Raw genomic sequence first — 24,376 nt, 5'->3', positions numbered from 1 at the left:
CACCGCGCCTGCGACCACGGCACACATGACAAGGCCTCTCAGGAGTACGAGCAACAGGGGGCGTTTACGGAGCATGGCATCTCCCGCTGATCCGTTGTGGAGGGGTGCGTGTTCTCGGCTGAGACGCCGCGAAGTGATGTGCGTTGTAGAGATCAGTCCGCTGTCCCACTCGGCTGGGCCGCCTCGAGTTCGGCAGCGGCGTAGGCGCCGTCGTCTTCGAACAGGACCCTTTTCAGCAGGGTGGGCAGCCGGCGGGCCGGCAGGTGCAGGAAGGGGCCCCACCGGTTCTCGACGGCCTTGACGGCCAACGGCTGGGTGACGTTCCAGGCGCCGAGGCCCTTGAGCGTCTTCTGGCCGGCGCGGAGCTGCACCTTCTGGTCGACGTCGCCGATCGGCAGCGTCTGGGTCTTCAGTGGCAGGGCCTTGTTCTGCGACGCGCACGAGCGCTTGTCCAGGGCGGTGAGCTCCTGCTGCACGACGTGGTTGTCATCGCGCCAGGGGGCGACACGGCGGTTCTGAGGGTCTTGTGCACAGGTGCTCCTCGGCGCGCGACTCATTGAAACGCTTCAATAGAGGGACGACGGGAACCTATGGCCCGTCTCGGCGTGTGTCAAGGAGCCGTCATGGATGTTTCCGAACCGCGCTGAGGGCTGCGGGGCGGTCGTCTGGAGGGGCTGCCGTCAGCGTGAAGTGACGAACAGCTGGAGAGGAGAGGAGAGTTGGACGGTCGGCCCGGACCTCGGCGCGGGCTGACGACACGGGCGTCGGGACGGACGGCGTGAGCGCGCGCAGGCCCGGACGATCAGCTCTGCGCGCCGCGCGAACGATCACTCGACGTGCCGACGCCGACCCCTGAGCGCGGCGCGCTGGCGCGGACGATCAGCTCGGGTTCCAGTACGACGGTGGCGTGACGGTGCTGCTCGCCCGAGGCCACCTCGTCCATCAGCAGACGGATCGCTTCCCGGCCCATCATCCGCCCCGGCATGTCCACCGCGGTCAGCGGAACGGCCGCGGCGCCCGCCGCGCGGTTGTTCTCGCACCCCACGACGGCGACCTGGTCGGGCACCCGGATTCCTGCCACGGCGTGCAGTTCGTGGATGATGGCATTGGCCAGTTCATCGGTGACGACCATGAGGCCGTCCGGTAGATCGGCGGGTGCTCTCCGCGCGAGATCCTGCCCGACCGCATGGCCGTAGGGCGTGGTCAGGCCACCGCTGTCGATCTCCTCCAGGGTGACGCCGGGGCCCGCCTCCTCGACCGCCGCGCGCACGCCCCTGCGTCTGTCGCGCACCGGCTGGTAGTCGTCGTGTGCGGCCACATAGGCCAGTCGTGTGCGACCCGAGTCGATGAGATGGCGGGCCGCCAGATATCCGACGTGCTCGTTGTTGACCAGCACCGAACAGCATGTGCCCGGCTTGGGGGAGTAGTTGAGGAGCACGACCTGGCGCCCGTGCGAACGGATGCGTGCGATACCGGCGGAGGAGTCCTCCATCGGAGCCAGCAGCACCCCGGTCACCCGGGACTCGTCGAACAGGTCCAGATAGTTGTCCTGAAGCGTCATGTCGCACGCCGTGTTCGCGAGCAGCAGGTTCTGGCCGACCGCGCGGGCGGCGTCCTGGGCGCCGTGCGCCATGTCGATGAACAGGGAGTTCTCGATGTCGGCGAGCACCATGCCGATGCTGTTGGTCGAGCCCGACACCAGCGACCGGGCGGCGTCGTTGCGGACGAAACCCAGACGGCTGATGGCTTCGCGGACGCGCTCGGCCGTCGCGGGGCTCACCTTCGCCGGATGGTTCAGGACGTTGGAGACGGTGCCGACCGAGACGCCTGCGGCGTCGGCGACGTCCTGCATGCTCGGACCGGCATGCCCCTGTACTGCTCGCGGACGGGCCGTTGCCACAGTGCTCCTCGACCTCTGGTCTCGTTCAGGCCGCGACCGCCAGTCGCGGACAAGCCGCAGAATACACGAAACGCGTTGAAGCGCTCCAATATGTGCCTTCAGACGCACCCCCCGGCAACGCCTGCCAGCGGCAGAGGAGTGCTTGCGGGTGCCGGAACGGCGGTCCACTGATGTGGGCAATCGGGCGAGTCCCAGGGCCGACCGATTGAAGCGCATCAATCCACTTAGCGCACGTCGGATGCCGCTTCACACTGAACATCCCAGGCATGTCCAGCCGATCCCGCAGCCGTCCCCCGCGCCCGAACTCGTGCTGTCCGCCGAGTCGGACGCGGCTTGATGCTCCTGGGTGGCGAGCCGTCCGAGGAGGAACTCGTCATGTTCAGGCGCGGCAGGACTGGATGGAAGGCCGGCGCTTCGGTGAGGTGAAGGGGTACGACGGCGGCGCGTCACAGGGCGGCGGTCGTACCCTCTCCGGAGGCGCTGCCCGCGAGCCACTGGTCCCAGCCCAGGTTGAAGTCGGCGTAGCCGTTGTCGGCCGGGGCCTTGCCACGGGGTGAGCCGGTGATGGTGATGGGGTCGCCCTGCTTGACCTGACCGTAGAACCACTTGGCGTCCGCCAGGGACAGGTGGACACAACCGTGGGAGCCGCGGGCGCTGCCGCTGCCCGGGTTCGGGTCGCCGGTCGAGTAGTGGACGTAGGTGCCGGACTGGGTGAGGTGGATGTCCCAGGGAAGTGTCAGGTCGTAGTAGTTGGGGCTGCCCTTGTCGCAGCTGATACCGACGCTGCAGGAAGTCATGTGGACCTTCTCCTGCTTGTCGATGACCGCCATCGTGCCGTCCCACGTCGGATACTCGGCGCTGCCCGCGTTGATCGACAGGGTGCGCACCGGCGCGCCGTTCCGGGTCACCTTCATGGTGTGGCCGGTCACCGAGACATCCGCGCGCACGTCGTCACCGATCTTGAAGGTGTGCGTGTAGCTGTGTACGCCGTAGCGTCCGTTGCCGTTGCTGACACCCTTCATATCGGCGTCGATCTTCACCGTCGTATCGGAGGGCCAATACGACTTCGGGCGCCAGTCGGCGCGCTTGTCGCCCATCCAGTGCCAGGCGCCGACCACGGCCTGGGAGGCGCTCACCTTCATGTGCTTTTCCACTGTGGCCCGAGCCTTGGCTGCCACCGGGTTCGTGAAGATCACCGAGATCGGCATGGCCACGCCCACCGTGGTTCCCGTCTGTGGGGTGATCGTCTCCAGCAGCATGGGCGGGCCCGCGGGTGTCGTCGGTGACGGAGAGGTGCTCGTGCTCGGCTTTCCCGACGCCTTTGCGTCGTCCCCGCTCGTCTTGTCACTTCCGCCTGCGCCGCATGCGCTCGCGCCCACCAGCATCACACCCGTGACGAATGCGATCCATATGCTGCCCTTGCGCCGTCTCACGAACTGCCCCGGTCTTCTCGCTGTTCGGCCCTGACGGGCCCGTCCCCCTGTCAGACAGAGATGGCGTGGTCCGCAGTTGCGTGCGTCGCGCAAAGCCTGTCCCAAGTTCGGTGCGGTGCCACGAAGCAGGACGGGGACGACGGGCGGCCCGGTGCAGGGCGTGGCGGAGGGAGGGTGCGTCGTAGGCTCGTGTCCTGATGGAATCGTTGCGGAACTGGCTGCTGCCGTTGACTGTCGCGGCTTTTCTTCTGGTGTGGCCGGGGCCGCAGGTGCTGGACGGCGGGTACGGCGGCTTTCGGCAGGAACCCGGAGTCGTGCTGGGCGTCGCGGGTGGGGTGAGTGTCGCGCTGGGGCTGCGGCGGCGGATGCCGTTGGTGGCGTTGGCCGGGGTCGCCGTCTGCTACGGAGTGGCTCTGGCCGTGGCGGCTTCGGACGCGGTCCAGGTGTTCGTGTTCTTGGGTGAGGTGGTCGCCGTGTACGGCGTCGCCGTCCGTACCACCCTGCCCGTGACGCTGCGGGCCGTCGGGGTGCTCGTCTGTTATGAGGCGCTGATCGACTTCGCCGTCGATGGCGGGGGTCTGTCTGCCGGCGCCGGTGTTGCGGTCACCGTCGTGTTGTACCTCGGTGCCGTCGGGGCCGGCCGGGGCCGTGCCCACCAGAGGGCCGCGCGCGCCCGGGCGGCCGCGCACCTGGCCGGGGCCCGGGTCGAGGCGAGGACGGCGGGGGTGAGGGAACGGCGCAGGCTGGCACGGGAGTTGCACGACGTCAGCGCCCACCAGCTCACTTCCGTGGTCGTCACCGCCGAAGCCGCCCGGCACTTGGCGGCGCGCCGTCCCGAACTCGCCGCCGAGGCGCTCGACTTCTCGGCCCGCACGGGCCGCGAGACCCTGGCCACTGTGCAGCGTCTGGTCACTTCGCTGGGGACGGCCGAGGAGAGCGACGACGTGCCGCTGGGCGCCCGTATCGAAGAACTCGCCGGTGGTTTCGTCCGTCTCGGGCAGCGTGTGGAGATCACAAGCGTCGAGGGCGGCACGGGAGCCGGCGCCCAGGTCGCGGAGGCGGTGTTCGGCATCGCCAGGGAGGCCCTCACGAACACGCTGCGCTACGCCCCGGGCGCGGTCGTACGCGTCGGCGTGCGGGACCTGGGCGACGGATGGCTCGCCCTCACCGTCGACGACGACGGAGGATCTCGTACGGATGCGGAGGCGGGCGCAGGCCGCCGGGGCCTCGGGTCGGGGCGGGGCATGGCCGGCATGCGTGAACGGGCCGAGGCGGTCGGCGGCACGGTGACCGCCGGGCCGGGAGCGGGCCCGGCCGCCGGTTGGTCCGTACGGGCGGAACTGCCGGTCCACGCGGGGCGGCCCGCCCGCCTCTCGGCCGGGCGGGTGCGGGTACTGGACGGGCGCCTCGCCTCGCACGCTCTGCTGCCGGCCGCCGCAGTTCTTGCCGCGGTGTTCTTGTTCACCGGGGACCGGCACGGACTGGATTTGGCGCTGCTGGGCGCGTTGTCGGTGGTGCAGCTGCTGCCATTGCTGTGGCGGCGGGTGGCGCCCTGGCCGGTGCTGGCCGCCCTGCTCACGGCGTCCTGGCTGTGGCCGTGGGTGCCCGGCTCCGCCGCGGACCCCTGGCCGGCCCTGGCCGCGGGCGTCTGCGCGCTGGTGGGCGGGGTGTACGCGGTGGCCGCCTACGGCCGTGATCCGTGGGCGACCTGGGCGTCAGTGCCCCTGGCCGCGCCCGTACTGGCCACAGCGGTGTCGATGACGGCGGCGCGCGACGGCATCATCGACGGCGAGCCGGCCGGTGCGCTTGCGGTGGGGATCGGCGTGTTCGCTCTGACGGTCCTGCTGCTGCCGGTGTTCGGCTGCGCGTGGCTTGCGGGCTTTCTCCTGCGGTCCAGGCGCGGGCGGATCGTTGGCCGCGAGGACGCTGAACTGGGCGCGGTCGTCCACGAAGCGCTCGGCGCGGCGCATCGGGAACGGCAGCGGATCGCCGCCGGGCTGCGTGCCGCCGTGCTCGACCGGACCGCCGGCATGGTCGCCGCCGCGGAGGCGGGCCGCCTGGACGACGTGGCGCCGGCGGCGCGTGAGGCGCTGGCGGCGATGCGCGAACTCCTGGGCAGTCTGCGGGACGGCACCCCAGCTGACGGTCCGCTCACGCCCCCTGTCGAGGGCGCGGCAAAGTCTTCACTGGAGGATCGATAAAATCACCCCTCATGACCTCGCCCTCCACTCCCGCCCGGGTCCTGGTCGTCGACGACCAGGCCGTGGTCCGCGCCGGGTTCGCGGCCATCGTCGACGCGGAACCCGACTTCGTGGTCGTCGGTGAGGCGGGTGACGGCGCCGAAGCGGTCGCGCAGGCCGGCCGGCTGACCCCGGACGTGGTCCTGATGGACATCCGCATGCCCGAGATGGACGGTCTCACGGCGACGGGACTGCTGACCGGACCGACGTCGGGCCACCTGCCCAAGGTGCTCGTCCTGACCACCTTCGACCTCGACTCGTACGTTTACGAGGCCCTGCGCGCCGGGGCCTCAGGGTTCCTCCTCAAGGACGCCGAACCGGCCGAACTCCTCGCGGCGCTCAGGGTGGTGGTCGCCGGCGAGGCCATGCTGGCCCCTGCCATCACCCGCCGCCTGATCGATACGTTCACCGCGACGGCCCCCGCCCCGCGGGCCGAGCCCCTCGCCGCCCTCACTCCCCGTGAACGCGAGGTCCTCTCCTTGATCGCCACCGGGCTCGCCAACGCCGAGATCGCCGAACGCCTCGGCGTCGCCACGGGCACGGTGAAGACCCATGTCAACGCTCTCCTGAACAAGCTGGATCTACGGGACCGGGTGCAGGCGACGATCTTCGCGTACGACACCGGCCTGGTACGGCCGAAGCCACAGCGCGGCTGAACCCCGTGTGCCGAGCCGGTTCTGTCCAGCCACCTCTATCCAAAGGTGCAGAAGCAGATCCGTCTTTGTGCCGACGCGCCCGCCCGCCCCTGTCCGAGAGGCTGCTCAGCAGGAACGGCGGGAAGAGGAAGGCCATATGGAAGCGATCAAGTCCCCCGACTGGAACATCGTGGGCATCCTGGGAGCCGCTCGTGGCGCGCGTGCGGACGCCGGGGGAGCGATGGGGACCGAGCACCTGCTGGCCGCCATCACCACGTCCAAGGGACCTGCACGCGAAGTGCTCGCGGCCGAAGGGGCGACCAGGACAACGCTGCTGGCGGTGTTGAGGGACCGGACGGACAAGGACGGCGCGTGGAGCGCCGACGACGAGGCGGAGCACAGCGTCGTCTCGCAGGACGTCCTGGGGGAGGACGGGGATCGCCGCACCTCGTTCACGGGCGCCGCGGCCAGAGCGCTGAGCGCGGCGATGGAGCACGCGCGGCAGGAGGACGCGGGAAAGTTCGGGGCCACGCATCTGCTCAGGGGACTGCTGGCCGAGGACAACCGGGCCGCGGAACTGCTGGAGGCGTGCGGCATCTCGCCCCGGGCCGTGCTCGACCGCCTCGACGGCGGCTCGGGCGGCAACCAGGACGGCCTCGACCCGCTGCTGCGCGCCACCCGCGACGTACTCCTCGGCCGTAGCCACTACCGCCGGATGTCCTGGTGGATGCGGTGGCTGACCAAGCTGAGCGGCGTCAACTGGGCTGCTTCACCGGCTGGTTGGGTTGGGCTGGAAACTTACGAGCAGGCCCGCCGTCTGGGCGACCGGGCGGTGGGCACCGAACACATACTGCTCGCGGTCCTGGCCACCCACGAGGTCGCCCTCAGCCACCCGCACTTGGTGGGGGAGCGCGGCACCGGCCAGGACGATCGGTACGCGGGCGGTGAGCAACTAGCCCGTCTGGGTGTCGACTACGTCTCGGTCCACCGCGTACTGACGGCCGGTGACTGCATCGCCCTGACGGCGGACGTCCGGCCCGCCGAGGAATACCTCCACGAGGCCACGGGCCAGAACCTGATGAGCGCGGCGAGCACCGGCCCCCTGGTCGAAACCCTCCTGCGGGAGCAGACCCGCGCCCGGCAGCTGATCGACACGCTGACTGGGAGGCCCGTCGGCTGACCGGGCATGCGGTCGCGGGCTCGTCGGCCTGCCTGCTGCGCGGACGCCGCGTACCCGCACGCCGTCAGTGCCGGACGGGTGGACACAAGCTCCGTTGCTCTGCGTCTCCCGGACATCGACGGCTTCGCGGTGACCCGGCATCTGCGCGCGGAGGGCCTCTACACCCCCGTGCTGTTCCTGACGGCCCGCGAGACGTCGAGGACCGCATCATCGGCCTCAGCTCCGGCGGGGACGACTACGTCACCAAGCCCTTCCATGTACAAGGGGTACTGCTGCGCGTCCGTGCCATCCTTCGGCGCAGTGACATGCCACCGGGCGGCGGGGCCAGGCGGCCGCCCCTGCGGTACGCCGATCTGGTGCTGGACGAGCAGACGCACGAGGTGTCGCGGGCGGGCCTGCCGATCCAGCTGTCGCCCACCGGGTTCCGGCTGCTGGTCTGTCTGCTGGCGCGGCCGGAGCGCGTGGTGGGCAAGAAGGAGATCCTGTCCGAGGTATGGCACTACGACTTCGCGGGAGACGCCCGCATCGTCGATACCTACGTACGCAATCCGCGAAGCTACTACTCGGCGCCGTGAAGTCGATGGGGCAGAGCTGGACGAACTTCCTCTTCGGCGCCTTCGACCCGGCCGGCGTGGTCACGGTCGACAAACCGCCGGCCGCCCTGTGGCCACAGGTGATCAGCAGCGAGATCTTCGGGCTGCACGGATGGGCGCTGATCCTGCCGCAGGTGCTCGAAGGAGTGGCCGCGGTGCTGGTGCTGCACCGCATCGTGCGCCGCTGGGCGGGAGAGGGCGCGGCGTTGGTCGCCGCCCTGGTCCTCACCCTCACGCCCATCACCGTGGCCATCAACCGGGACAACAACCCCGACACCCTGCTGGTCCTGCTGCTGGTGTCCGCGGCGTACGCGCTCACCCGCGCACTGCAGGCCGAGGGCCGGGCCGCGACCTGGTGGCTGTGCGCGAGCGGCTTCCTGATCGGGTGCGGATTCCTCACCAAAATGCTCGCCGCCTGGATGGTCATCCCCGCGTTCGCCGTCGCCTGGCTCGTGGGAGGAAGCGGCCCCTGGATACCGCGAGTGCGGCGTCTGCTGGGCGCGGGAGCCATCCTGGCGGCGTCCTCCTTGTGGTGGGTCGCCATGGTCGCCATGGTCGCCCTGTGGCCGGGCGACCGTCCCTAACATCGGCGGCAGCGAGGACGGTTCGGCCTGGGACCTGGTGATCGGCTACAACGGTCTGGGGCGGGTGTTCGGCTCCGGTGACGGAGCACCCCAGGGCATGGGAGGCGGAGGCGGGTTCGCCGGCGGGTTCGGCGGTGAGTACGGCCTGACCCGGATGTTCGACACACAGGCGGGCGGTCAGATCAGCTGGCTGCTGCCGCTGTGCGCCGTGGCCATGGTCGTCGCCGTCGTCGTGGCGGTACTGCACCGACGCGGGAAGCTGCCCGCCTCCGCCCTGCTGCCGTCCTCCGGTTGGCTGTTGTGGGGTACCTGGCTGGTGGTCTGCGCCGCCGTGTACTCGTCGCAGAAGGGCATCCTCCACCCCTACTACACCACCCAACTCGCGCCCGCCGTCGCCGCTCTGTGCGGCGGAATGACGGCCGCCCTGGTCCGCGCGCACCGTGCAGGCCTGAGCTGGGCGCCCCTGGCCGGCGTGGCCGGGGTCGCGGTGAGCGTGATCTGGGCGGTGGCGCTGATCCGCCGTGAACCCGACTGGAACGGCCGGCTGGTGTGGCCGGTGCTGCTCGTGGGCTGCGCCGCCGTGGTCCTGCTGGTGCTGTCCCGACGGCACGGCCGGTTGCTGACGGTCGCCGTGGGCGCGGCGGTGACGTCGGTTCTGGTGGCCCCGGGAGCCTGGGCGGTGAGCGTGCCCGGCTCCACCGGCATGGGCGGCTCCAACCCGACGGCCGGTCCGCAGACCCTCGGCTTCGGCGGAGGCGGCGGCATGCCCCGGCAGAGCGGCAACGGCGGAGGCCTTCCGTCGGGCATGCCGTCCGGGATGCCGACGAACATGCGCGCTTCTACCGCGCCGACCCGGCCCGCTCTCGCCTCCACGGTGGCAGCGGCCTCGGCCTCGCCATCGCCGCGACCATCGCCGAGGGCCATGGTGGCCGCCTCGAACTCGACACGGCCCCCGGCCGCGGCTGCACCTTCCGCCTGGTCCTGCCCGCGGCCGGCTCCGGCCGGGAGTCCCGCTGATCGCGTCCGGGAGGAGGCCCCACGACCGAGGCCCTCGGGGAGGTCGCAGCGGCCGGCGCAGGGCGGACGGCCGCGAGGGGATGGCATTCCCCAGGCGTATCGGTCACTTCCCCGTCCGGTTGGTGAGAGGCGGTTGAGAGGCGGTCGGTGTGAACAGTGCCCGGACGGTTTCGGTGGCCAGGTCTCGTAGCCAGGTGTGGGCGCGGTCGTTGTCGTAGCGCTGGTGCCACAGCAGGTACAGGGGCACGTCGGGCAGCGGGAGTGGCGGCGGTAGTGTGGCCAGGCCGAGTTGTTCCCGGGCCGTGCGGGTGACCGCGTCGGGCAGGGTGACGATCAGGTCGGTGTCGAGGGCGAGTTGCAGTGCGAAGGCGGCGGTGGGCCCGACGGCGACGACGCGTCGTTCGAGGCCGCGTGTGGTCAGGGCGTCATCGATCGGGTCGCGCAGGCTTCCGCGCCGCGAAACGGTGAGGTGTTCGGCGGCCGCGTAACGCTCGAGGCTCAGCGGGCCTGCGGTGAGCGGGTGGCCTGGGCGGGCGGCGACGACCAGGCGGTCCTTGCCGACGAGGCGGTGGCGGATGTCGGGGAGCGTCGGCACGCTGGAGCCTGATTCGAGGTCGACCTCACCCCGGCGCAACTCGGCGTCGTCCGACCCTGGTTCGGCGGACAGGCGCAGCCGTACGCCTGGGGCCTGATGGTGAACGGCCGTGGTCAGGGCGGTGCCGCATGCGGCGGTCAGGGCGTCGTGCCAGCGCACGGTGAACACCCGGTCCAAAGCCGCCAGGTCGAGTTCCTGCTGCGCGGACAGAAGGTGGTGGGCCTGCTGCACGAGGGCGTGGACCTCGGCGCGCATGGCCAGCGCGCGGGTGGTGGGGACCATGCTGCGGCCGGTGCGGACCAGGATCTGGTCACCGGTGACCTTGCGGATGCGGCCCAGGGAGCGGCTCATCGCCGGTGCGGTGACGTGGAGGCGTGCTGCCGCACCGGCGACGCTGCCCTCTTCCAGCAGGGCATCCAGGGCTGTGAGCAGGTTCAGATCCAGTTGCATGCCAGTAACTCTACAAGTGACAAGCATGCACTTGTTGTTAATGACTGGGCGGCCTACCTTCGACGTGCGGGGGCGAGACAACCGCCCCGATTCCACCGAAACCAGGGAGTCCACCATGAGCACAGCCATGCCTTTCGACGCCGGTACGACGCTCCTGTCCGACGTGACAGCCGCGGTGCAGACCGCCGGCGTCACGCTGCTCGACCGCCACACCTCGCATGCCCGGGGGGTGAGTCTGGGCGAGGTCGTGGGCGAGATCCACGCCAACGACGACGCGGTGCTCGACGTGCTGCGGGAGCCGCTGCTGCGGGCCCGGCCGGGGTCGCAGTGGGCCGAGGACGAGCTGGCCGGCGGCGCGCTCCCGTCCGGGGAGTGGTGGGTCGTCGACCCCGCCGAGGGCAACATCAACCACGTCCACGGCATGGACGACTGGGCCGTCACCGCGACCCTGGTCCGCGACAACCAGCCGGTGCTCACCGTCGTCCACCTGCCGCTGACCGGCGACACCTACACCGCGGTCGCCGGCGGCGGTGCCCACCTCAACGACCGGCCCCTGAAGGTGTCCGCCAAGACCGACCTGGGCGCGGCGCTCATCGGCACCGGCCAGGCCAAGCCCGGCGAGGACGAGCGCACCTTCCGGCGGATCGGTGACTCCGTCACCGCGATGCTCATCAACGGACTGGTCGTGCGGGTGTCCGTTCCCGCCACGATGCAGCTCATCCACGTCGCCGCCGGACGCATGGACGCGTTCTGGCAGTTCTCCGACGTCCGCTCCGGCCTGGTCGCCGGCGCCCTTCTGGTCTCCGAGGCCGGAGGCACCGTCACCGACCTGACGGGCGACCCCTGGAACACCGGCAGCCAAGACTTCCTCGCCGCAGCCCCCGGCCTCCACGGCGCCGCCCTCAAGGTCCTCGCGTCGACCGCCTGACGGGAAGTCCCTTCTCCTCACCCCGATACCGCAAGGAGCATCACCGTATGACCAGCATCGGCATCCTGGGCGCCGGCCGCGTCGGCACCAACCTCGCGGGCAAGCTCTCCGCAGCCGGACACCATGTCACCCTCGGTGGCCGGAGACCCGAAGACACCGCCGCCCGCACCGCCGGGCTCGCCCCGCGGATCGCCTTCGCCGACCAGCGCACCACTGCCCGCACCGCGGACGTCGTGATCAACGCGACACCCGGTGACAGCTCCCTGGAGCGCCTCACCGACCTGCGCGCCGAACTCGCCGGCAAGATCCTCATGGACGTCTCCAACGCCACCCGTGGCGACGCTGACGGCCTGCCCGGCGACCTGTGCTATCCCGGCAGCAGCCTCGCCGAGAAGCTCCAGGCCGCGCTCCCCGAGACCCATGTGGTCAAGACCCTCAACACCATGCTTTTCATGGTCATGACCGCTCCCGAAACCCTGGCCGCCCCACCGACCGCCTATCTCTCGGGCGACGACGAAGACGCGAAGAGGACCGTCACCGGCCTGCTCGGCGACCTGGGCTGGCAGCCCGAACGGATCGAGGACCTCGGCGGCATCACCACGGCCCGCGCCACCGAGGCCATGATCCTGGTCGTGCCCCACATTCTGCGCCGACACGGCTTCAAGCCCTTCGCCGTATCCCTCGCCCGCTGACCCATCAAGACAGGGTTCAGACCGAAACCAGGTCGAGTGTGATGTGCGGGGCGAGCGCGTGCAGGAAGTCGGGGGCGTCGAAGATCTCGCCGGCGGAGACGACGCCGACGGTCCTGGTGCGGCCGGTCAGGACGCGCTCGAGGGCTTCGGTGACGAGGGGCGCGGTGACGGCGTAGATGTCCTGGCCGCCGGCCGTGGCCCGGCGTTCGGCTCCGCCGGAGCGGACGACGACGTCGACGAGGAAGGTCTGGTTCGAGCGCCCGCTCCCGTCGGTGGCGGTCGGGGCCGGCGTGTGGGGGGCGGTGACGTCTCGGGCCGCCTCGGCCGTCATGTAGGTGGTCACGTCGGGGATGGAGAGGTGCTGGGGGACGGTGACCACGTCCGCCATCGTGAACTCCCCGATCACCGGCCGGGGTCCCATCGGTTCCGGGAAGGTCCATTCCAGGAGGGGCGCGGCGTCGGTGCGGTGTTCCCACTGTCCGCCGCTGTAGCGCAGGCGGTGGGCGCCACGTCTCTCGCGGGAGACCGCGCCTGAGAGCCGGGTACCGGCGGTGGGGTGCCAGTTGCTGAGCGCATAGGCGATGTGCGCCTCGTCGGCCTCGGTCCAGTCACCCATCGCAGCGGTGGTCAGGAGGTCGCCGAGGCCGCCGAAGAAGGCCATGGCCGGGACGATCACCGCTCCCGCCTCCCGGGCCCGCTCGCGGTAATGGGCGAAGGTGTCGAGGTTGGCCTCGAGTTCGGCGGCCACGTCCAGGTAGGGGATCCTCGCGCGGAGCGCGGCCTCGATCACGGGGCCGACGGTCGAGGCGAAGGGGCCGGCGCAGTTGATGACCGCCGCCGTTCCCGCCAGGGCCCGGTCCAGCGAGGCCGGGTCGTCGACCGACGCCGGCCGGGCCTCCAACCCGTGCTCGTCGGCCAACTCCTCCAAGGTCTGCGCATTGCGCCCGGACAGCACCGGGACGAACCCACGCGCGGCCAGCTCCGCGACCACGAACCGCCCGGTGTGACCGTACGCGCCGAACACCGTCACCAGCTGACCTGACCCCATGAGACTGCTCCCCGTGCACTCGAACGCCCGCTGCGAGGTCCATCCGCTGCGGCCTGACACGCCCATCCTGTCCTTCCGGCAGCACCCCGCACGAGTGTCGGAAACGACATGCCGCGTACAGTTTCGGACATGACCGCTGTTGCACTGGCCATCACCGACGGCATGCTCCACTACGAACTGTCCGTGGCCGTCGAGGTCTTCGGAACCGACCTGACCCACATCGTGGATCCCTGGTACGACTTCTCCCTCTGCGGGAGCGGTCCGGTGCACGTCGGCCGCTTCCGCCTGGAACCCGACCACGGGCTCGAGCACCTCGCACACGCGGACACAGTGATCGTCCCTGGCTGGGCCGACACCGACCGCGACCCGCCCGCCGAGCTGGTCGAAGCGGTGCGTGCGGCCCACGCGGCCGGTGCCCGCGTGGCCTCACTGTGCACAGGCGCCTTCGTCCTGGGCGCGGCAGGACTGCTCGACGGCAGGCGCGCCACCACACACTGGGGCCACACGCGGGAACTGGCCCGGCGCCACCCGGCGGCCACCGTCGATCCGGACGTCCTGTACGTCGACAACGGCGACGTCCTCACCTCGGCGGGCAAGGCCGCCGCCATGGACCTGTGCCTGCACCTGGTCCGCCTCGACCACGGCTCGGCGAGCGCCAACAAGATCGCCCGACGCCTGGTCGTCCCACCCCACCGGGACGGCGGCCAGGCCCAGTTCATCGCCACGCCCCTCCCTGCCGAAGGCAACCACCCCCTGGGTGAGCTCTTCCCCTGGGCGCTGGAGCGACTGGACCAACCGCTGACCGTGGAGGACCTGGCCCGCCAGGCCCGCATGAGTTCACGCCACCTCGGCCGCCACTTCAAGCACCTCACCGGCACCACGCCACTGCAATGGCTCCACTCCCAGCGCATTCGCCACGCCCAGGAACTGCTGGAGACCACCGACGCCACCGTGGACACCATCGCAGCGGCCACTGGCATGGGCACCGCAACCACTCTGCGCCGCCACTTCCACCGCAGCGTCGGCGTCCCACCCGACACCTACCGCCGCACCTTCCGGCCCTGACTGGAGGAGGGCTGGACGCTGTGGGGTGGTACGCGTTCAAGGCTATTTGTCGACCAGCGACATGTGGTGCTCGTTGTAGCGGTCACCCTGCACCCCGACCCGGCCGGCCAGTTCGTTGAGGTCCGCCAGTTCGTCGGCGGAGAGCGGCAGTTGGGTGGCGCCGATGTTCTCCTCGATACGCGCGATGCGCCGCGTTCCGGGAATCGGGACGATCGACGGATGCCGCGCGAGCAGCCAGGCGAGCGCGACCTGCCCAGGTGTGGCGTCCTTGGCCTGTGCGAGTGTCGCGATGTGTTCGACGAGGGCCTGGTTCGCCGCCCGGTTCTCGGCCGTGAACCGTGGAATCGTCGTGCGGACGTCGCCGTCCGCGAAGGACGTCGACGCGTCCACTGCCCCGGTCAGGAACCCCTTGCCGAGCGGGCTGAAGGGTACGAACCCGATCCCGAGGGCCGTGCACGTCGGCAGGACCTGCGGCTCGGGATCCCGGGTCCACAGGGAGTACTCGCTCTGCACTGCCGTCACCGGGTGGACCGAGTGAGCACGGCGGATGGTCTCCGCGCCGGCCTCCGAGAGCCCGAAGGAGCGGACCTTGCCCTCCTGCACGAGCTCGGCGACCGTGCCGGCGACGTCTTCGATCGGCACCTCTGGGTCTACGCGGTGCTGGTAGAACAGGTCGATCCTCTCAAGCCTGAGCCGCTTGAGGGAGGCCGTGGCGACGGCACGGATCTGCTCGGGCCGGCTGTCGAGTCCGACCGAGGCGCCGTTCTCGATGCGGAATCCGAACTTCGTGGCGATCACCACTTGGTCACGCACTGGAGCGAGGGCCTCGCCGACGAGCTCCTCGTTGACGTAGGGGCCGTACACCTCAGCGGTGTCGAAGAACGTGACCCCGCGGTCGACGGCGCCACGGAGTACGGCGATCATGTCGTTTCGGTCGCCGGGGTTCGGGCCGTAACTCTGGGACATTCCCATGGCACCGAGGCCGATGGCGGATACCCGGAGGTCTTGCCCGAGCGTTCGCGTGTGCATTTTTCCTCCTTGTTGATGCCCGTACTGGTCGACGCTCGCCTCTTACCGCGCCGTCCCCGGGAACAGGCGCTGGGCGTTGGCCGTCGTCAGAGACCGCCAGGTGGTTCCCTCCACCGGTGACTCGGCCGCGTCGATCGCCGCGATGTGGGCGTCGGCCAGTGGGGGAGGGGTCCAGCAGTAGTCGCTGCCGAACAGCACGCGGTCCGGATCGACGAGCTTCAGCAGCGCTGGGACCTGGCGTGGGAAGGCTGTGCCCGCCATGTCGTAGTACAGGCCTCGTAGTTGCTGCACCGCGTCCTTGGCGGGCGTGTTCTCCGAGGGCACGAACAGTCTCATGAACTCGTTGATGCGGTCGGCCAGGACGGGTACCGCGCCACCGCAGTGCGGAACGATCACCTGGATGCGGGGATAGCGCGTCACGACGCCCGCCATCACCAGGTCCGTGACGGTGCGGGCCGTGTCGAAGATGTACTCGACCATCGGCCGTGGTCGACCGAGTGCGGACTGTTCCCAACCCACCGGTGAGGTGGGGTGCAGGAAGACCACGGCCCGGCGGCGGTCGAGTTCCGCGAAGACCGGTTCGAGGCGCTGGTCGCCCAGGTAGACACCGTGCGTGTGGGTCAGCAGGGCCACGCCGTCGGCGTCGAGTTCGTCGTAGGCGAAGGCGATCTCCTCCAACGAGGCGTCCACGTCCGGCAGGGGAAGCGACACGAAGTTGCCGAAGCGGCCGGGGTGGTCTCGGATCAGTTCGGCGGTGTACTCGTTGACGCGCCGGGCGAGGAGCCGTGCCGCCTTGTCGTCGCCGAAGTGCACGCCGGGGGAGGACATGGACAGCATCGCGGTCTCTATGCCGTTGCGATCCATCAGGTCCAGGTGTGCTTTCACGGACCACGACGGCCAGCCGCCCATGCCATCGGGGTGCGCGTGGCCCGCCGCTGCCGCCTGCTGGACGTAGAAGTCGGGCAGGAGGTGGGCGTGGACGTCGATGAGGCCGGAGGACATGGCAGGAGGGATCCCTTCTCCTGGGGGACTTGGGGCAAGGCCGGGTGTCGGACTCCCGTTCACTCCACCTGCTCGCGTCCGGCCAGGCGTACCTCTTCGTTGTCCAGGGTGGCCTGGAGCCGGCGCAGCACGGTGTCGTCGATCTTTCGCTCGTCGCGCAGGCGTACGACGGTTGCGCGTCTGTGGGCGATCAGGGCGAGGCGGAGGTCGGTGTAGTGGCGGTTGTGGAGCAGGGCGGGATCGCCGTCGGTGCCCGTGCCTTTGGCCCGTACGGTCGCGAGGTGTGCTTCGTACTCCTGGCGCAGCCACTCCACGACTTTCGGGGTGGTGCCCTGTTCGGCAGCGAGTCGGGGCAGTGCCTCGATGGCTTCCTCGGTCGCCTTCGTCTCGGCGAGCACCTCTTCCGCGTCGACGGACGTGTCGCGCGGCAGCCGGGCCCAGCGCACCACGCCGGGCAGCAGCAGTCCCTGCACCACGAGGGTCACCACGATGACGCCGGAGGTGACGAAGACGATGAAGTTGCGGTCGGGGAACGGCGCGCCCGAGTCGAGCGTCTCCGGCACCGAGAGGGCCACGGCGAGCGACACCGCGCCGCGGAAGCCCGCGAAACCGCTGACGACACGGGCCCGGTGAGTCATTCTCCGCTGTCGCTGCTGGGGACGCCGGTCGATGGCGCGGATCAGGTAGGCGGAGGAGAACAGGAACGCGATCCGGACCGCGACCAGGACCACGCTGACCACGCCGACCGCGATCAGGGCGTCCTGGAGGTCGGACCGGCTCAAGTGGTGCAGTGCGTACTGGAGTTCCACGCCGACGAGGACGAACAGCGCGCTGTTGATGATGAAGGTGGCCAGCGGCCAGAAGGCCAGTGCCTGTCGGCGATGTTCGGCGCGGATGAGGCTGGGAGCCACCTGGGCCATGATCAGCCCGCTCACGACGACCGCGAGGACACCGGAGGCGTGGATCAGTTCCGCGAGCAGATACGCCGTGAACGGCGCCAGGATCATGACGAGGTTGCCCAGGAGGGGATCGTCCAGGCGGCGCCGCAGGTTCATGTTGACCCGGGCGACCGCCACGCCGACCGCTGCCCCGCCCCCGTATGCCAGCAGGAACAGCGCTCCGACGTGCGGCAGGGTGAGGTGCTCCTCGCCGACGGTGATGCCGACCGCCAGGCCGAAGATGACCAGTGCCGTGCCGTCGTTGACGAGGCTTTCCGCTCGGAGCACGGTGATCTGACGGCGCGGCAGGGAGCCGGCCAGGGCGCCGACCGCTGTGGCGTCGGTGGGAGCCACGGCCGCGCCCAGCGCCCACGCCGGTCCCCAGGCCAGTCCGAGCCTGTGCCCGGCGACTGCCACGGCCCCCGCGGTGAGGATCACCAGGACCGTGCTGAGCAGGACGATGCCGCGCAGGTTCGTCCGGATCTCCCGCATGGACGTGGTCAGGCTCTCCCAGTACAACAGCACGGGCAGGAAGAGCAACAACACGACTTCGGGCGGGAGTTGGGTCTGGCGGACGGCCGGGACGAAACCGAGCAGCGCGCCTACGACGAGCAGCACGACGGGCGGAGCGACGTGGAAGCGCCGGCCCAGGACGTTGCCCAGCAGCACGGCCGCGCCCAGGGCGACGACGAGTTCGAGACCGAGCATGGCGCCTACTCCTGGGAGGGGACGGATGCCGATGGAGGCGAAGCTGCTTCCACCGGGATCGTCGTGTTCATCGGGGGGTCAGCCGCAGGGTTGTCGAGCGCGCGGTCACCAGGGGGTTGACGTACGCGTCGCCGAAGCGGCCGTACTTGGTGCGGTACGCGGTGTCGATACGGTCGTTGATCTCGGAGTCCGTCACCTCGACGAAGGTGACGTTCTTGTCGACGCCGCCGGAGCGGATGTGCCCTTCGTGGCTCGCGCGGGCCGTGCGCCACCAGCCGCCGTCCGTTCCTCGGAACGAGCGGACGTACAGGTCGTCACCGTCGCGGACGACCCAGATCGGCACCGGCCTGCGCGGGGTGCCGTTACGCCGGAGTGGTGCGATCTCCAACTCGTCGGCCTTCGCGATGAGGTTGAGTTCCTCGCTCGTCCATGGCGTCATCGGCGATTCTCCAATCTCCCTGGATCCGGTGGCTTCAGGTCACGGACGCAGCAGTGTCTTGATGGCGCGGCGTTCGTCCATGGCCTTGTAGCCTTCGGCGACCTCGTCCAGCGACAGGGTGAGGTCGAAGACCCTGCCCGGGTTGATACGGCCGCTGAGGACGCGGTCGATCAGGTCGGGAAGGTAGGCGCGCACGGGGGCGGGGCCACCGCGCAGGCCGACGTGGGAGAAGAAGAGCTCCTGGCCGTCGATCCGCGAGCCGTGCGGGAAGCCGACGAAGCCGACGTTGCCGCCGGGGCGGGTGGACTGCAGGGCCTGGTGCAGCGACTCCTGGGTGCCGACGCACTCGAGGACCGAGTCGGCGCCGATGCCGTTCGTCAGTTCCTTGACGCGGGCGACGCCTTCCTCGCCCCGCTCGGTGACGATGTCGGTGGCGCCGAACTCCAGGGCCGGCTTCTGTCGGGACTCGTGTCGGCTCATGGCGATGATGCGTTCGGCGCCCAGTTCCTTCGCGGCGATGACGCCGGACAGGCCCACGGCGCCGTCACCGACGACTACGGCCGTCGAACCGGGCTTGACCTCGGCTGCCTTGGCGGCGTACCAGCCGGTGCCCATGACGTCGGACAGGGCCAGCAGACTCGGGAGCAGCGCCTCGGTCGGCTGCTCCGGAACGGTGACCAGGGTGCCGTCGGCGAGAGGGACGCGAACGTACTCGGCCTGGGCGCCGTTCACCCACTGCGCGTGCCGGCAGGAGGTGTGGTAGCCGGCCTGGCAGATCGGACAGGTGTTGTCGGAGGCGACGAAGGAACCGATGACGAACTGGCCCGGCCTGACGCTCGAGACGTCGTTGCCGACCTCCTCGACGACACCGACGTACTCGTGGCCGATCGGCTGCGCCTCGGCGACCGGCAGGACACCGCGGTAACTCCACAGGTCGGAGCCGCACACACAGGTGGCGACTGTCCGGATCACCGCGTCCGTCGATGCCGTGATCTTCGGTTCCGGGGCGTTCTCCACCCGGATGTCCCCCGGCGCGTGAATGATGGTCGCTCGCATGATGCCTTCCCAACTCGTGTGTCTGTCGTGGTGTCAGGGACGCGTACGGGGGCTGAAGCGCGGGCCGTTGTGGTCGTCGTCCGCGACGTGTTCGAGCCAGGAGGTGTCGTCCGTCTCCCAGAGAGCGAGGTGGATCACGAACCGGTGCCTGTAGGGGGGGCGAGCCCGCGCCGCGCGGGGGCAGGCGGGCGGAGGATCCTCAGCCGGACTGGTCGGCCTTGTCCACGATCTCCTTGAGCTGGTTCATCGCGGTCATGGCGTTGGGCCATCCGGCGTAGAAGGCCAGATGGGTGATGGCCTCGATCAGCTCGTCCTTGGTCACGCCGTTCTCCAGCGCCTTGCCGAGGTGGAAGCCGAGCTGGTCGTTCCGGTACAGGGCGGCGAGAGCGGTGACCGTGACCAGGCTGCGATCGCGCGGGGACAGACCCGGGCGCTCCCAGATGTCGCCGAACAGGACCGTGTCGGTCACCCCCGCGAGCTTGGGGGCGAATTCCTGGATCGCCGGCGGCGCGAACTTCTTCCGTTCGGACATGGGGTGATGCTCCTAGCGTGTGTTTCAGGGATTCAGGCCGGGCCCTTGGCCAGAGGGTTCTCCAGGAGATGTGGTCACCCTGTGGGCCGCGTCGAAGGCGAAGGCGGTGAAGACGTCGTAATTACTTCCTGGGGTTGGCGATCCCAGCCTGTTTTGGGTGAATGTTTCTCCGTGGACCGGTACCAGTTGCCGGTCGCGCATCGATCCTGCCATCCTCGTGCGAGCCCGCAAAGGGGAGAATTCCATCCTGGGATTGGCTTATCCAGGGGAGGAATCCTTACCCCCCTCGTCCGCTGCCCCTGTGCCCGCACGCCCCTCGGATCAGAACGTCAGGATCAGCCGACCCCGCACACCGCCCGCGGCGAGGAGCCGGTGCGCTTCGGCGGCCTGTTCCGCTGGGAAGGTCTTCGCGATCCGGAGGGTGATGCCGCCTTGCTCCGCTTGCTGCCGGAGCTGGTCGAGCTTGGCGTGCTCCTTGACGTAGCTGAACACGACGACCGGCTCGAACACGACGTCTCGCTCGCCTGGGCCGTCGTAGCCGCGCAGTGTCACCACCCGGCCGCCGTCGCGGACCGCTCGAGCGCAGAGGGCGCCGAGCGACGCGGCGTCGACGAGTCCGTCGACACCCTCCGGGACTTCCAGGCGTACCCGGTCCGGGTACTCGGCGCCGCGACGAAGCACGACGTCGGCACCGAGTTCCTTGATCAGGGTCTCGTCCTGGTCCGAGGCGTCGGCCACCACGCGCAGCCCGTCCGCCTTGGCCAGCTGCACGGCGTAGCCGCCGACCGCGCCGGCCGCTCCGGTGATCGCGAGGGTCTGGCCGGGTTCCAGGCCGAGTGTGTCCAGGGCCAGGCGTGCGGTAAGGCCGTTCATCGGCAGCGACGCGGCCTGCGCGTCGGTCGCGCCATGGGGGGCGCGGACGACCGACTCCACCGGGACCACGACCTGCTCGGCGTAGGCGCCGTGCACGCCGTCGGGGAGCACGATCGCCATCACGCGGTCGCCGACGCTCAGATCCGTGCTCGTACCCGGGCCGATCTGATCCACGACCCCTGCGGCATCCATGCCGGGAACGAACGGCGGCTGGGCGTCCGGCGACCGGGCGGGTCCGCTGCGCTGGAGGGCGTCGACCGCGTTGACGGTCGCGGCGTGCACTTGGATGCGCACCTCGCCCGGACCGGCCTCGGGCGTGGGCAGCTCCAGGATCTGAAGCACCTCCGGCCCGCCGAATTCAGTGAAACCTACAGCCTTCATCGAATTACCTCATTGCTCGGCATGCGGTCGTTGAGGTGTCCGACATTTCCGCCCCGCGCGCGCCAGGAAAAGGGGAAGGTTCTTGGCTGGGATGCGGTGATAGGGGGGATGAATCCCTCCCTCCCCGGCATGCCGTTGAGAGCAAGAGGGCAGCCAAAGGCAGGCTCATCCCGAGGGTGAATTTGCTCGTGACAGAGGCCGCATTAGGCGCACGTGGGAGAGGGCTCAGGTGACCGTGTCGGACGCCGTCCGTTTCTGGTCCGCGGCCCAGGAGGCCAGGAGGCGCAGTCCGTCGTGGGACGGGGATCCGGGTTCGGCGTTCCACACGATGATGTGCTGATCGGGGTCCGTGCCGCAGGTGAGCGTGTTCCAGTCGAGGGTCAGCTCGCCCACCACCGGGTGATGGAGCTTCTTGGTGCCCTTGCCCCGCGCCGCGACGTCGTGTTCGGTCCACCATTGCCGGAACTGTGCGTCGCGCGCGGAGAGTTCCTCCACCAGTGCGGCAAGGCGCTCGTCGTCGGGGTAGCGTGCGCTCTCCATGCGCAACTGAGCGATGGCCAGCCGGGTGACCTCTTCCCAGTCCGCGTACAGCTCGCGCATCCAGGGTTCGGTGAACAGCAGCCGGACGAACACGCGCTCCTGTTTCGGATAGTGTCCGAAATCGGTCCACAGGGCGGCGGCGAGCTGGTTCCACCCCAGGATGTCGGTCCGCCGACCGATGACAAAGGCCGGGGAGGCGGTGAGATCGTCCAGCATGCGCTGCAACTGTGTGTCCACCTGTTGGCGCTCGTCCGATGCGGATGGGCGCCCCCGCTCTTTCGCCGCGAGGTCGAAGAGGTAGGTGCGCTGGTCGTCGTTCAGGCGGAGCACCTGGGCGATCTCGTCGAGCAGCGGGGCCGATGCCTGGAGGCGGCCCTGCTCGATGCGTGTGTAGTACTCGGTGCTGATCGCGGCGAGAAGCGCCACTTCCTCACGACGTAGACCGCTCACACGCCGCCGTTGCCCTGCGCGAAGTCCGACCTCCGAGGGGCTGAGCTCGGCACGGCGGGCCTTGAGGAACTCACCCAGCTCGTTCAGATGGGGGTTGCGGTTCATGATGTGCAGCCTCGCACAGAAGCCCGGCGTTGTGAGGGGGAGTGATCGTGCCTACGTTGGGCTTTACCGATATGTATCAAGATTTGTATTAGTTCCAGCCCTCGTGGCGGCCGAGCGACGAGGGCTCGGCGGTCCGGAATGCGTTCCGGGGGCCGCCGAGCCCTCTTCCGCGTGCAACTGAGTTGTCAGCCCAGTGCCTTGACCAGTTCCTGAGCCAGGGGGACGGCCGAGCCCTGGTTCTGGCCGGTGTACAGGGTGCGGTCCACCTCCACGTGCGGGGCGAACGGCTCGGTCTCGCGGTAGTCCGCGCCGAGTTCGCCCACGAGGCGGTCCTGCAACAGCCACTTCGCGCGGTCCGCGAGACCGTTGAGCTTCTCCTCGGCGTTGGAGAGGCCGGTCAGGCGGTAGCCGGCGAACGGCGACGTCCCGTCCGGGCCGACGGTGGCCAGCAGTGCCGCGGGGCCGTGGCACACCAGTGACACCAACTTGCCCGAGGCGAGCCACTCGGTGAGCAGCTTGCCGGAGGCGGCGTTGTCCGGAAGGTCCTCCATCGGGCCCCAGCCGCCGGGGTAGAACACGGCGACGTAGTCGTCGATGGTCACGTCCTCGATGCGCATCGGCTCGGCCAGCTCGGTCGCCTCGCTCAGGGCGGTCCGCATGCGCTGGGCGCCTTCCTCGCCGCCGTTGAATTCGGCGGTGAGGCTGAGTGCATCAGCGGTGGGAGGCACGCCGCCGGGGGTCGCGGCCGCGATCTCGTATCCGGCCTCCTTGAAGACCTGGTACGGGCCGATTGCTTCTTCGGCCCAGAAGCCGGCCGGCTGCCGGGTTCCGTCGGCCAGCGTCCAGTGGTCGGACGCGGTGATCACGAAGAGGATCTTCGCCATGGGTGACTCCTAACGGGTGGGGGCTCAGCCCTTGAGGGCTTCCTGGAGGACGTGGCTGTCGGCGGCCTGCCGCATGCTCACGGCCTTGCCGTCGCGGACGGTCCACAGGTGGATGAAGCGAACGTCGGCCTTGTTCCCGGTCTTGGTCTCGGCGTGGTAGTGCCCGAACACGAAGACGTGGCCTTCGTCGTCCGCGTAGAACTCCTCGGGCACCGCTGCGAACGACTCGTAGTTCGGCATCGTCCTGCCGAAGAAGTCCTGCGCCGCGCTGGCCCAACCGTGGTAGACGCCGCTGTTCGGGAAGCCGGGGGTGATGTCCCACACGAGGTCGGAGGCCATGACCTCGCTGGTGACCTCCGGGGCCATTCCGGACTCGTACAGTCGGCGGATGAGGGCGAGGCTCGGGGAGTCGGACATGGTTGCTCCTTGCGGGGGGCTGGTTCGGATACGGAAAGAAGACCTGGGGATCAGGCGGCGAGAGCGGCCCGTCCGGCGCGGAAGACCGCGGCCTGGCGCGCGACGCGCGCACCCAGATGCTCGGCGGTGGCGATGTCCGACTTGTGGACCGCTTCCGGACCGGCGTCGGTCGGGCTCTGGGCGCCGGCACTCATGAAGAACCCCAGCCGGTTGATGTCGTCCTCGCTGCCCGTGGTGGAATCCCAGCCCGGCATCAGGCCCAGGCTGATCCAGTGCATGCCGTGCTGGGCGGCCAAGGTGGCGAAGTAGCCCAGGGTGGACGACTTGTCGCCGCTCCTGGCACCGGAATTGGTGAAGCCCGCGGCAAGCTTGTCCGCCCAGGCATGCGAGAACCAGCGCTTGCTGCTGGCCTCGGCGAACTCGTGGAAGGCCGCGGAGGCGGTCCCCCTGTATGTGGTGGCACCGAAGATGATGGCGTCCGCGGCATCCAGTTACGGCCACTGCTCGTCGGTGATGGTGTCCACGGAGATCGAGACCACCTCGGCGCCGGCTCCCGCCGCGCCACGCGCCACGGCTTCGGCGACGACAGCTGTGTGGCCGTAGCCCGAATGAAAGGCAATGGCGATGGTGGTGCGGTCCGGATGGGACATGTCGATCGGGCT

General features: G+C 69.8%; 24 protein-coding genes and 3 pseudogenes. 10 read left to right on the top strand and 17 right to left on the bottom strand.

All coding sequences use genetic code 11. The features are described from left to right. Nucleotides 1-152 precede the first annotated feature (152 nt). Nucleotides 153-476, bottom strand: a complete 324-nt coding sequence (locus AQJ46_RS02155; protein WP_059203915.1) for a hypothetical protein — start codon at nt 474-476, stop codon at nt 153-155. Nucleotides 477-802: 326 nt separating this feature from the next. Beyond that, complete coding sequence (locus AQJ46_RS02150) at nt 803-1,852, bottom strand: LacI family DNA-binding transcriptional regulator (RefSeq protein ID WP_059203914.1); 1,050 nt, start codon at nt 1,850-1,852, stop codon at nt 803-805. Between the two features lie 349 nt (nt 1,853-2,201). Here AQJ46_RS02150 and AQJ46_RS56970 point away from each other — a divergent pair. Then, nucleotides 2,202-2,457: pseudogene (locus AQJ46_RS56970) on the top strand (hypothetical protein); the annotation flags it as partial. Here the strand turns inward: AQJ46_RS56970 and AQJ46_RS02145 are convergent. Next, a complete protein-coding gene (locus AQJ46_RS02145) occupies nt 2,347-3,285 on the bottom strand; it encodes a L,D-transpeptidase (protein ID WP_059203913.1) in 939 nt (312 codons plus the stop codon). The pseudogene AQJ46_RS56970 and the gene AQJ46_RS02145 overlap by 111 nt on opposite strands. 245 nt (nt 3,286-3,530) lie before the next feature. Here AQJ46_RS02145 and AQJ46_RS02140 point away from each other — a divergent pair, with 245 nt between their 5' ends. The 5 genes and pseudogenes from AQJ46_RS02140 (at nt 3,531) to AQJ46_RS56965 (ending at nt 8,565) form a co-directional block, all read left to right on the top strand. Beyond that, nucleotides 3,531-5,534 (top strand): sensor histidine kinase, encoded by a 2,004-nt coding sequence (locus AQJ46_RS02140; RefSeq protein ID WP_079072076.1) that lies wholly within the window; start codon nt 3,531-3,533, stop codon nt 5,532-5,534. 11 nt (nt 5,535-5,545) lie between these two features. Beyond that, the gene (locus AQJ46_RS02135) at nt 5,546-6,229 is read left to right on the top strand and encodes a response regulator (RefSeq protein WP_059203912.1); all 684 of its coding nucleotides are present in this window, start codon (nt 5,546-5,548) and stop codon (nt 6,227-6,229) included. 136 nt (nt 6,230-6,365) lie between these two features. Continuing rightward, nucleotides 6,366-7,388: a Clp protease N-terminal domain-containing protein gene (locus AQJ46_RS02130; protein WP_059203911.1), complete on the top strand. Its 1,023-nt coding sequence runs from the start codon at nt 6,366-6,368 to the stop codon at nt 7,386-7,388. A gap of 102 nt (nt 7,389-7,490) precedes the next feature. Further along, a pseudogene (locus tag AQJ46_RS02125) lies at nt 7,491-7,942 on the top strand (response regulator transcription factor); the annotation flags it as partial. A gap of 26 nt (nt 7,943-7,968) precedes the next feature. Beyond that, the gene (locus tag AQJ46_RS56965) at nt 7,969-8,565 is read left to right on the top strand and encodes an ArnT family glycosyltransferase (protein WP_225887242.1); all 597 of its coding nucleotides are present in this window, start codon (nt 7,969-7,971) and stop codon (nt 8,563-8,565) included. A 177-nt stretch (nt 8,566-8,742) separates the two neighbouring features. Here AQJ46_RS56965 and AQJ46_RS56960 read toward each other — a convergent pair whose 3' ends face one another. After that, nucleotides 8,743-8,919: a hypothetical protein gene (locus tag AQJ46_RS56960; RefSeq protein ID WP_225887211.1), complete on the bottom strand. Its 177-nt coding sequence runs from the start codon at nt 8,917-8,919 to the stop codon at nt 8,743-8,745. Between the two features lie 195 nt (nt 8,920-9,114). Between AQJ46_RS56960 and AQJ46_RS58950 the strand changes: the two genes are divergently transcribed. Then, nucleotides 9,115-9,582, top strand: coding sequence for an ATP-binding protein (locus AQJ46_RS58950; RefSeq protein ID WP_404828353.1), 468 nt, complete (start codon nt 9,115-9,117; stop codon nt 9,580-9,582). 103 nt (nt 9,583-9,685) lie between these two features. Here AQJ46_RS58950 and AQJ46_RS02115 read toward each other — a convergent pair whose 3' ends face one another. Further along, on the bottom strand, nt 9,686-10,627 hold the full coding sequence (locus AQJ46_RS02115; protein ID WP_059203910.1) for a LysR family transcriptional regulator: 942 nt from the start codon (nt 10,625-10,627) through the stop codon (nt 9,686-9,688). 115 nt (nt 10,628-10,742) lie between these two features. Between AQJ46_RS02115 and AQJ46_RS02110 the strand changes: the two genes are divergently transcribed. Both AQJ46_RS02110 and AQJ46_RS02105 read left to right on the top strand, forming a co-directional pair. Beyond that, on the top strand, nt 10,743-11,555 hold the full coding sequence (locus tag AQJ46_RS02110; RefSeq protein ID WP_059203909.1) for an inositol monophosphatase family protein: 813 nt from the start codon (nt 10,743-10,745) through the stop codon (nt 11,553-11,555). Further along, nucleotides 11,552-12,247 (top strand): NADPH-dependent F420 reductase, encoded by a 696-nt coding sequence (locus AQJ46_RS02105; protein WP_225887241.1) that lies wholly within the window; start codon nt 11,552-11,554, stop codon nt 12,245-12,247. Before AQJ46_RS02110 ends, AQJ46_RS02105 begins: the two co-directional genes overlap by 4 nt. Before the next feature lie 16 nt (nt 12,248-12,263). On the opposite strand, the gene AQJ46_RS02100 is transcribed toward AQJ46_RS02105, so the two are convergent. After that, nucleotides 12,264-13,295: a saccharopine dehydrogenase family protein gene (locus tag AQJ46_RS02100; protein WP_208616855.1), complete on the bottom strand. Its 1,032-nt coding sequence runs from the start codon at nt 13,293-13,295 to the stop codon at nt 12,264-12,266. 129 nt (nt 13,296-13,424) lie between these two features. Between AQJ46_RS02100 and AQJ46_RS02095 the strand changes: the two genes are divergently transcribed. After that, on the top strand, nt 13,425-14,360 hold the full coding sequence (locus tag AQJ46_RS02095; RefSeq protein WP_059203907.1) for a helix-turn-helix domain-containing protein: 936 nt from the start codon (nt 13,425-13,427) through the stop codon (nt 14,358-14,360). A gap of 42 nt (nt 14,361-14,402) precedes the next feature. Here AQJ46_RS02095 and AQJ46_RS02090 read toward each other — a convergent pair whose 3' ends face one another. From AQJ46_RS02090 to AQJ46_RS02040, 11 genes and pseudogenes are all read right to left on the bottom strand, one after another. After that, on the bottom strand, nt 14,403-15,389 hold the full coding sequence (locus tag AQJ46_RS02090) for an aldo/keto reductase (RefSeq protein ID WP_059203906.1): 987 nt from the start codon (nt 15,387-15,389) through the stop codon (nt 14,403-14,405). A 42-nt stretch (nt 15,390-15,431) separates the two neighbouring features. Next, on the bottom strand, nt 15,432-16,391 hold the full coding sequence (locus tag AQJ46_RS02085; RefSeq protein ID WP_059203905.1) for an amidohydrolase family protein: 960 nt from the start codon (nt 16,389-16,391) through the stop codon (nt 15,432-15,434). A gap of 59 nt (nt 16,392-16,450) precedes the next feature. Then, nucleotides 16,451-18,037 (bottom strand): Na+/H+ antiporter, encoded by a 1,587-nt coding sequence (locus AQJ46_RS02080; RefSeq protein WP_059203904.1) that lies wholly within the window; start codon nt 18,035-18,037, stop codon nt 16,451-16,453. 67 nt (nt 18,038-18,104) lie between these two features. Beyond that, nucleotides 18,105-18,476, bottom strand: coding sequence for a DUF2255 family protein (locus tag AQJ46_RS02075; protein ID WP_059203903.1), 372 nt, complete (start codon nt 18,474-18,476; stop codon nt 18,105-18,107). 39 nt (nt 18,477-18,515) lie between these two features. Next, nucleotides 18,516-19,532 carry a zinc-dependent alcohol dehydrogenase family protein gene (locus AQJ46_RS02070; RefSeq protein WP_059203902.1) on the bottom strand — a complete coding sequence of 339 codons (1,017 nt, stop codon included), beginning with the start codon at nt 19,530-19,532 and terminating at the stop codon, nt 18,516-18,518. A gap of 199 nt (nt 19,533-19,731) precedes the next feature. Further along, nucleotides 19,732-20,064 (bottom strand): carboxymuconolactone decarboxylase family protein, encoded by a 333-nt coding sequence (locus tag AQJ46_RS02065; RefSeq protein ID WP_059203901.1) that lies wholly within the window; start codon nt 20,062-20,064, stop codon nt 19,732-19,734. Nucleotides 20,065-20,385: 321 nt separating this feature from the next. After that, the gene (locus tag AQJ46_RS02060; RefSeq protein ID WP_059203900.1) at nt 20,386-21,318 is read right to left on the bottom strand and encodes an NADP-dependent oxidoreductase; all 933 of its coding nucleotides are present in this window, start codon (nt 21,316-21,318) and stop codon (nt 20,386-20,388) included. 225 nt (nt 21,319-21,543) lie between these two features. Further along, the gene (locus AQJ46_RS02055) at nt 21,544-22,413 is read right to left on the bottom strand and encodes a helix-turn-helix domain-containing protein (RefSeq protein WP_059203899.1); all 870 of its coding nucleotides are present in this window, start codon (nt 22,411-22,413) and stop codon (nt 21,544-21,546) included. 185 nt (nt 22,414-22,598) lie between these two features. After that, the gene (locus AQJ46_RS02050) at nt 22,599-23,297 is read right to left on the bottom strand and encodes a type 1 glutamine amidotransferase domain-containing protein (protein WP_059203898.1); all 699 of its coding nucleotides are present in this window, start codon (nt 23,295-23,297) and stop codon (nt 22,599-22,601) included. 24 nt (nt 23,298-23,321) lie between these two features. Then, the gene (locus AQJ46_RS02045; RefSeq protein WP_059203897.1) at nt 23,322-23,714 is read right to left on the bottom strand and encodes a nuclear transport factor 2 family protein; all 393 of its coding nucleotides are present in this window, start codon (nt 23,712-23,714) and stop codon (nt 23,322-23,324) included. 50 nt (nt 23,715-23,764) lie between these two features. Beyond that, nucleotides 23,765-24,364 (bottom strand): annotated as a pseudogene (locus AQJ46_RS02040) (flavodoxin family protein). Between the last annotated feature and the right edge of the window lie 12 nt (nt 24,365-24,376).

It is taken from the genome of Streptomyces canus (genome assembly GCF_001514145.1).
Lineage (GTDB): Bacteria > Actinomycetota > Actinomycetes > Streptomycetales > Streptomycetaceae > Streptomyces > Streptomyces canus.
This window is presented reverse-complemented; position numbering and strand designations above follow the sequence as displayed.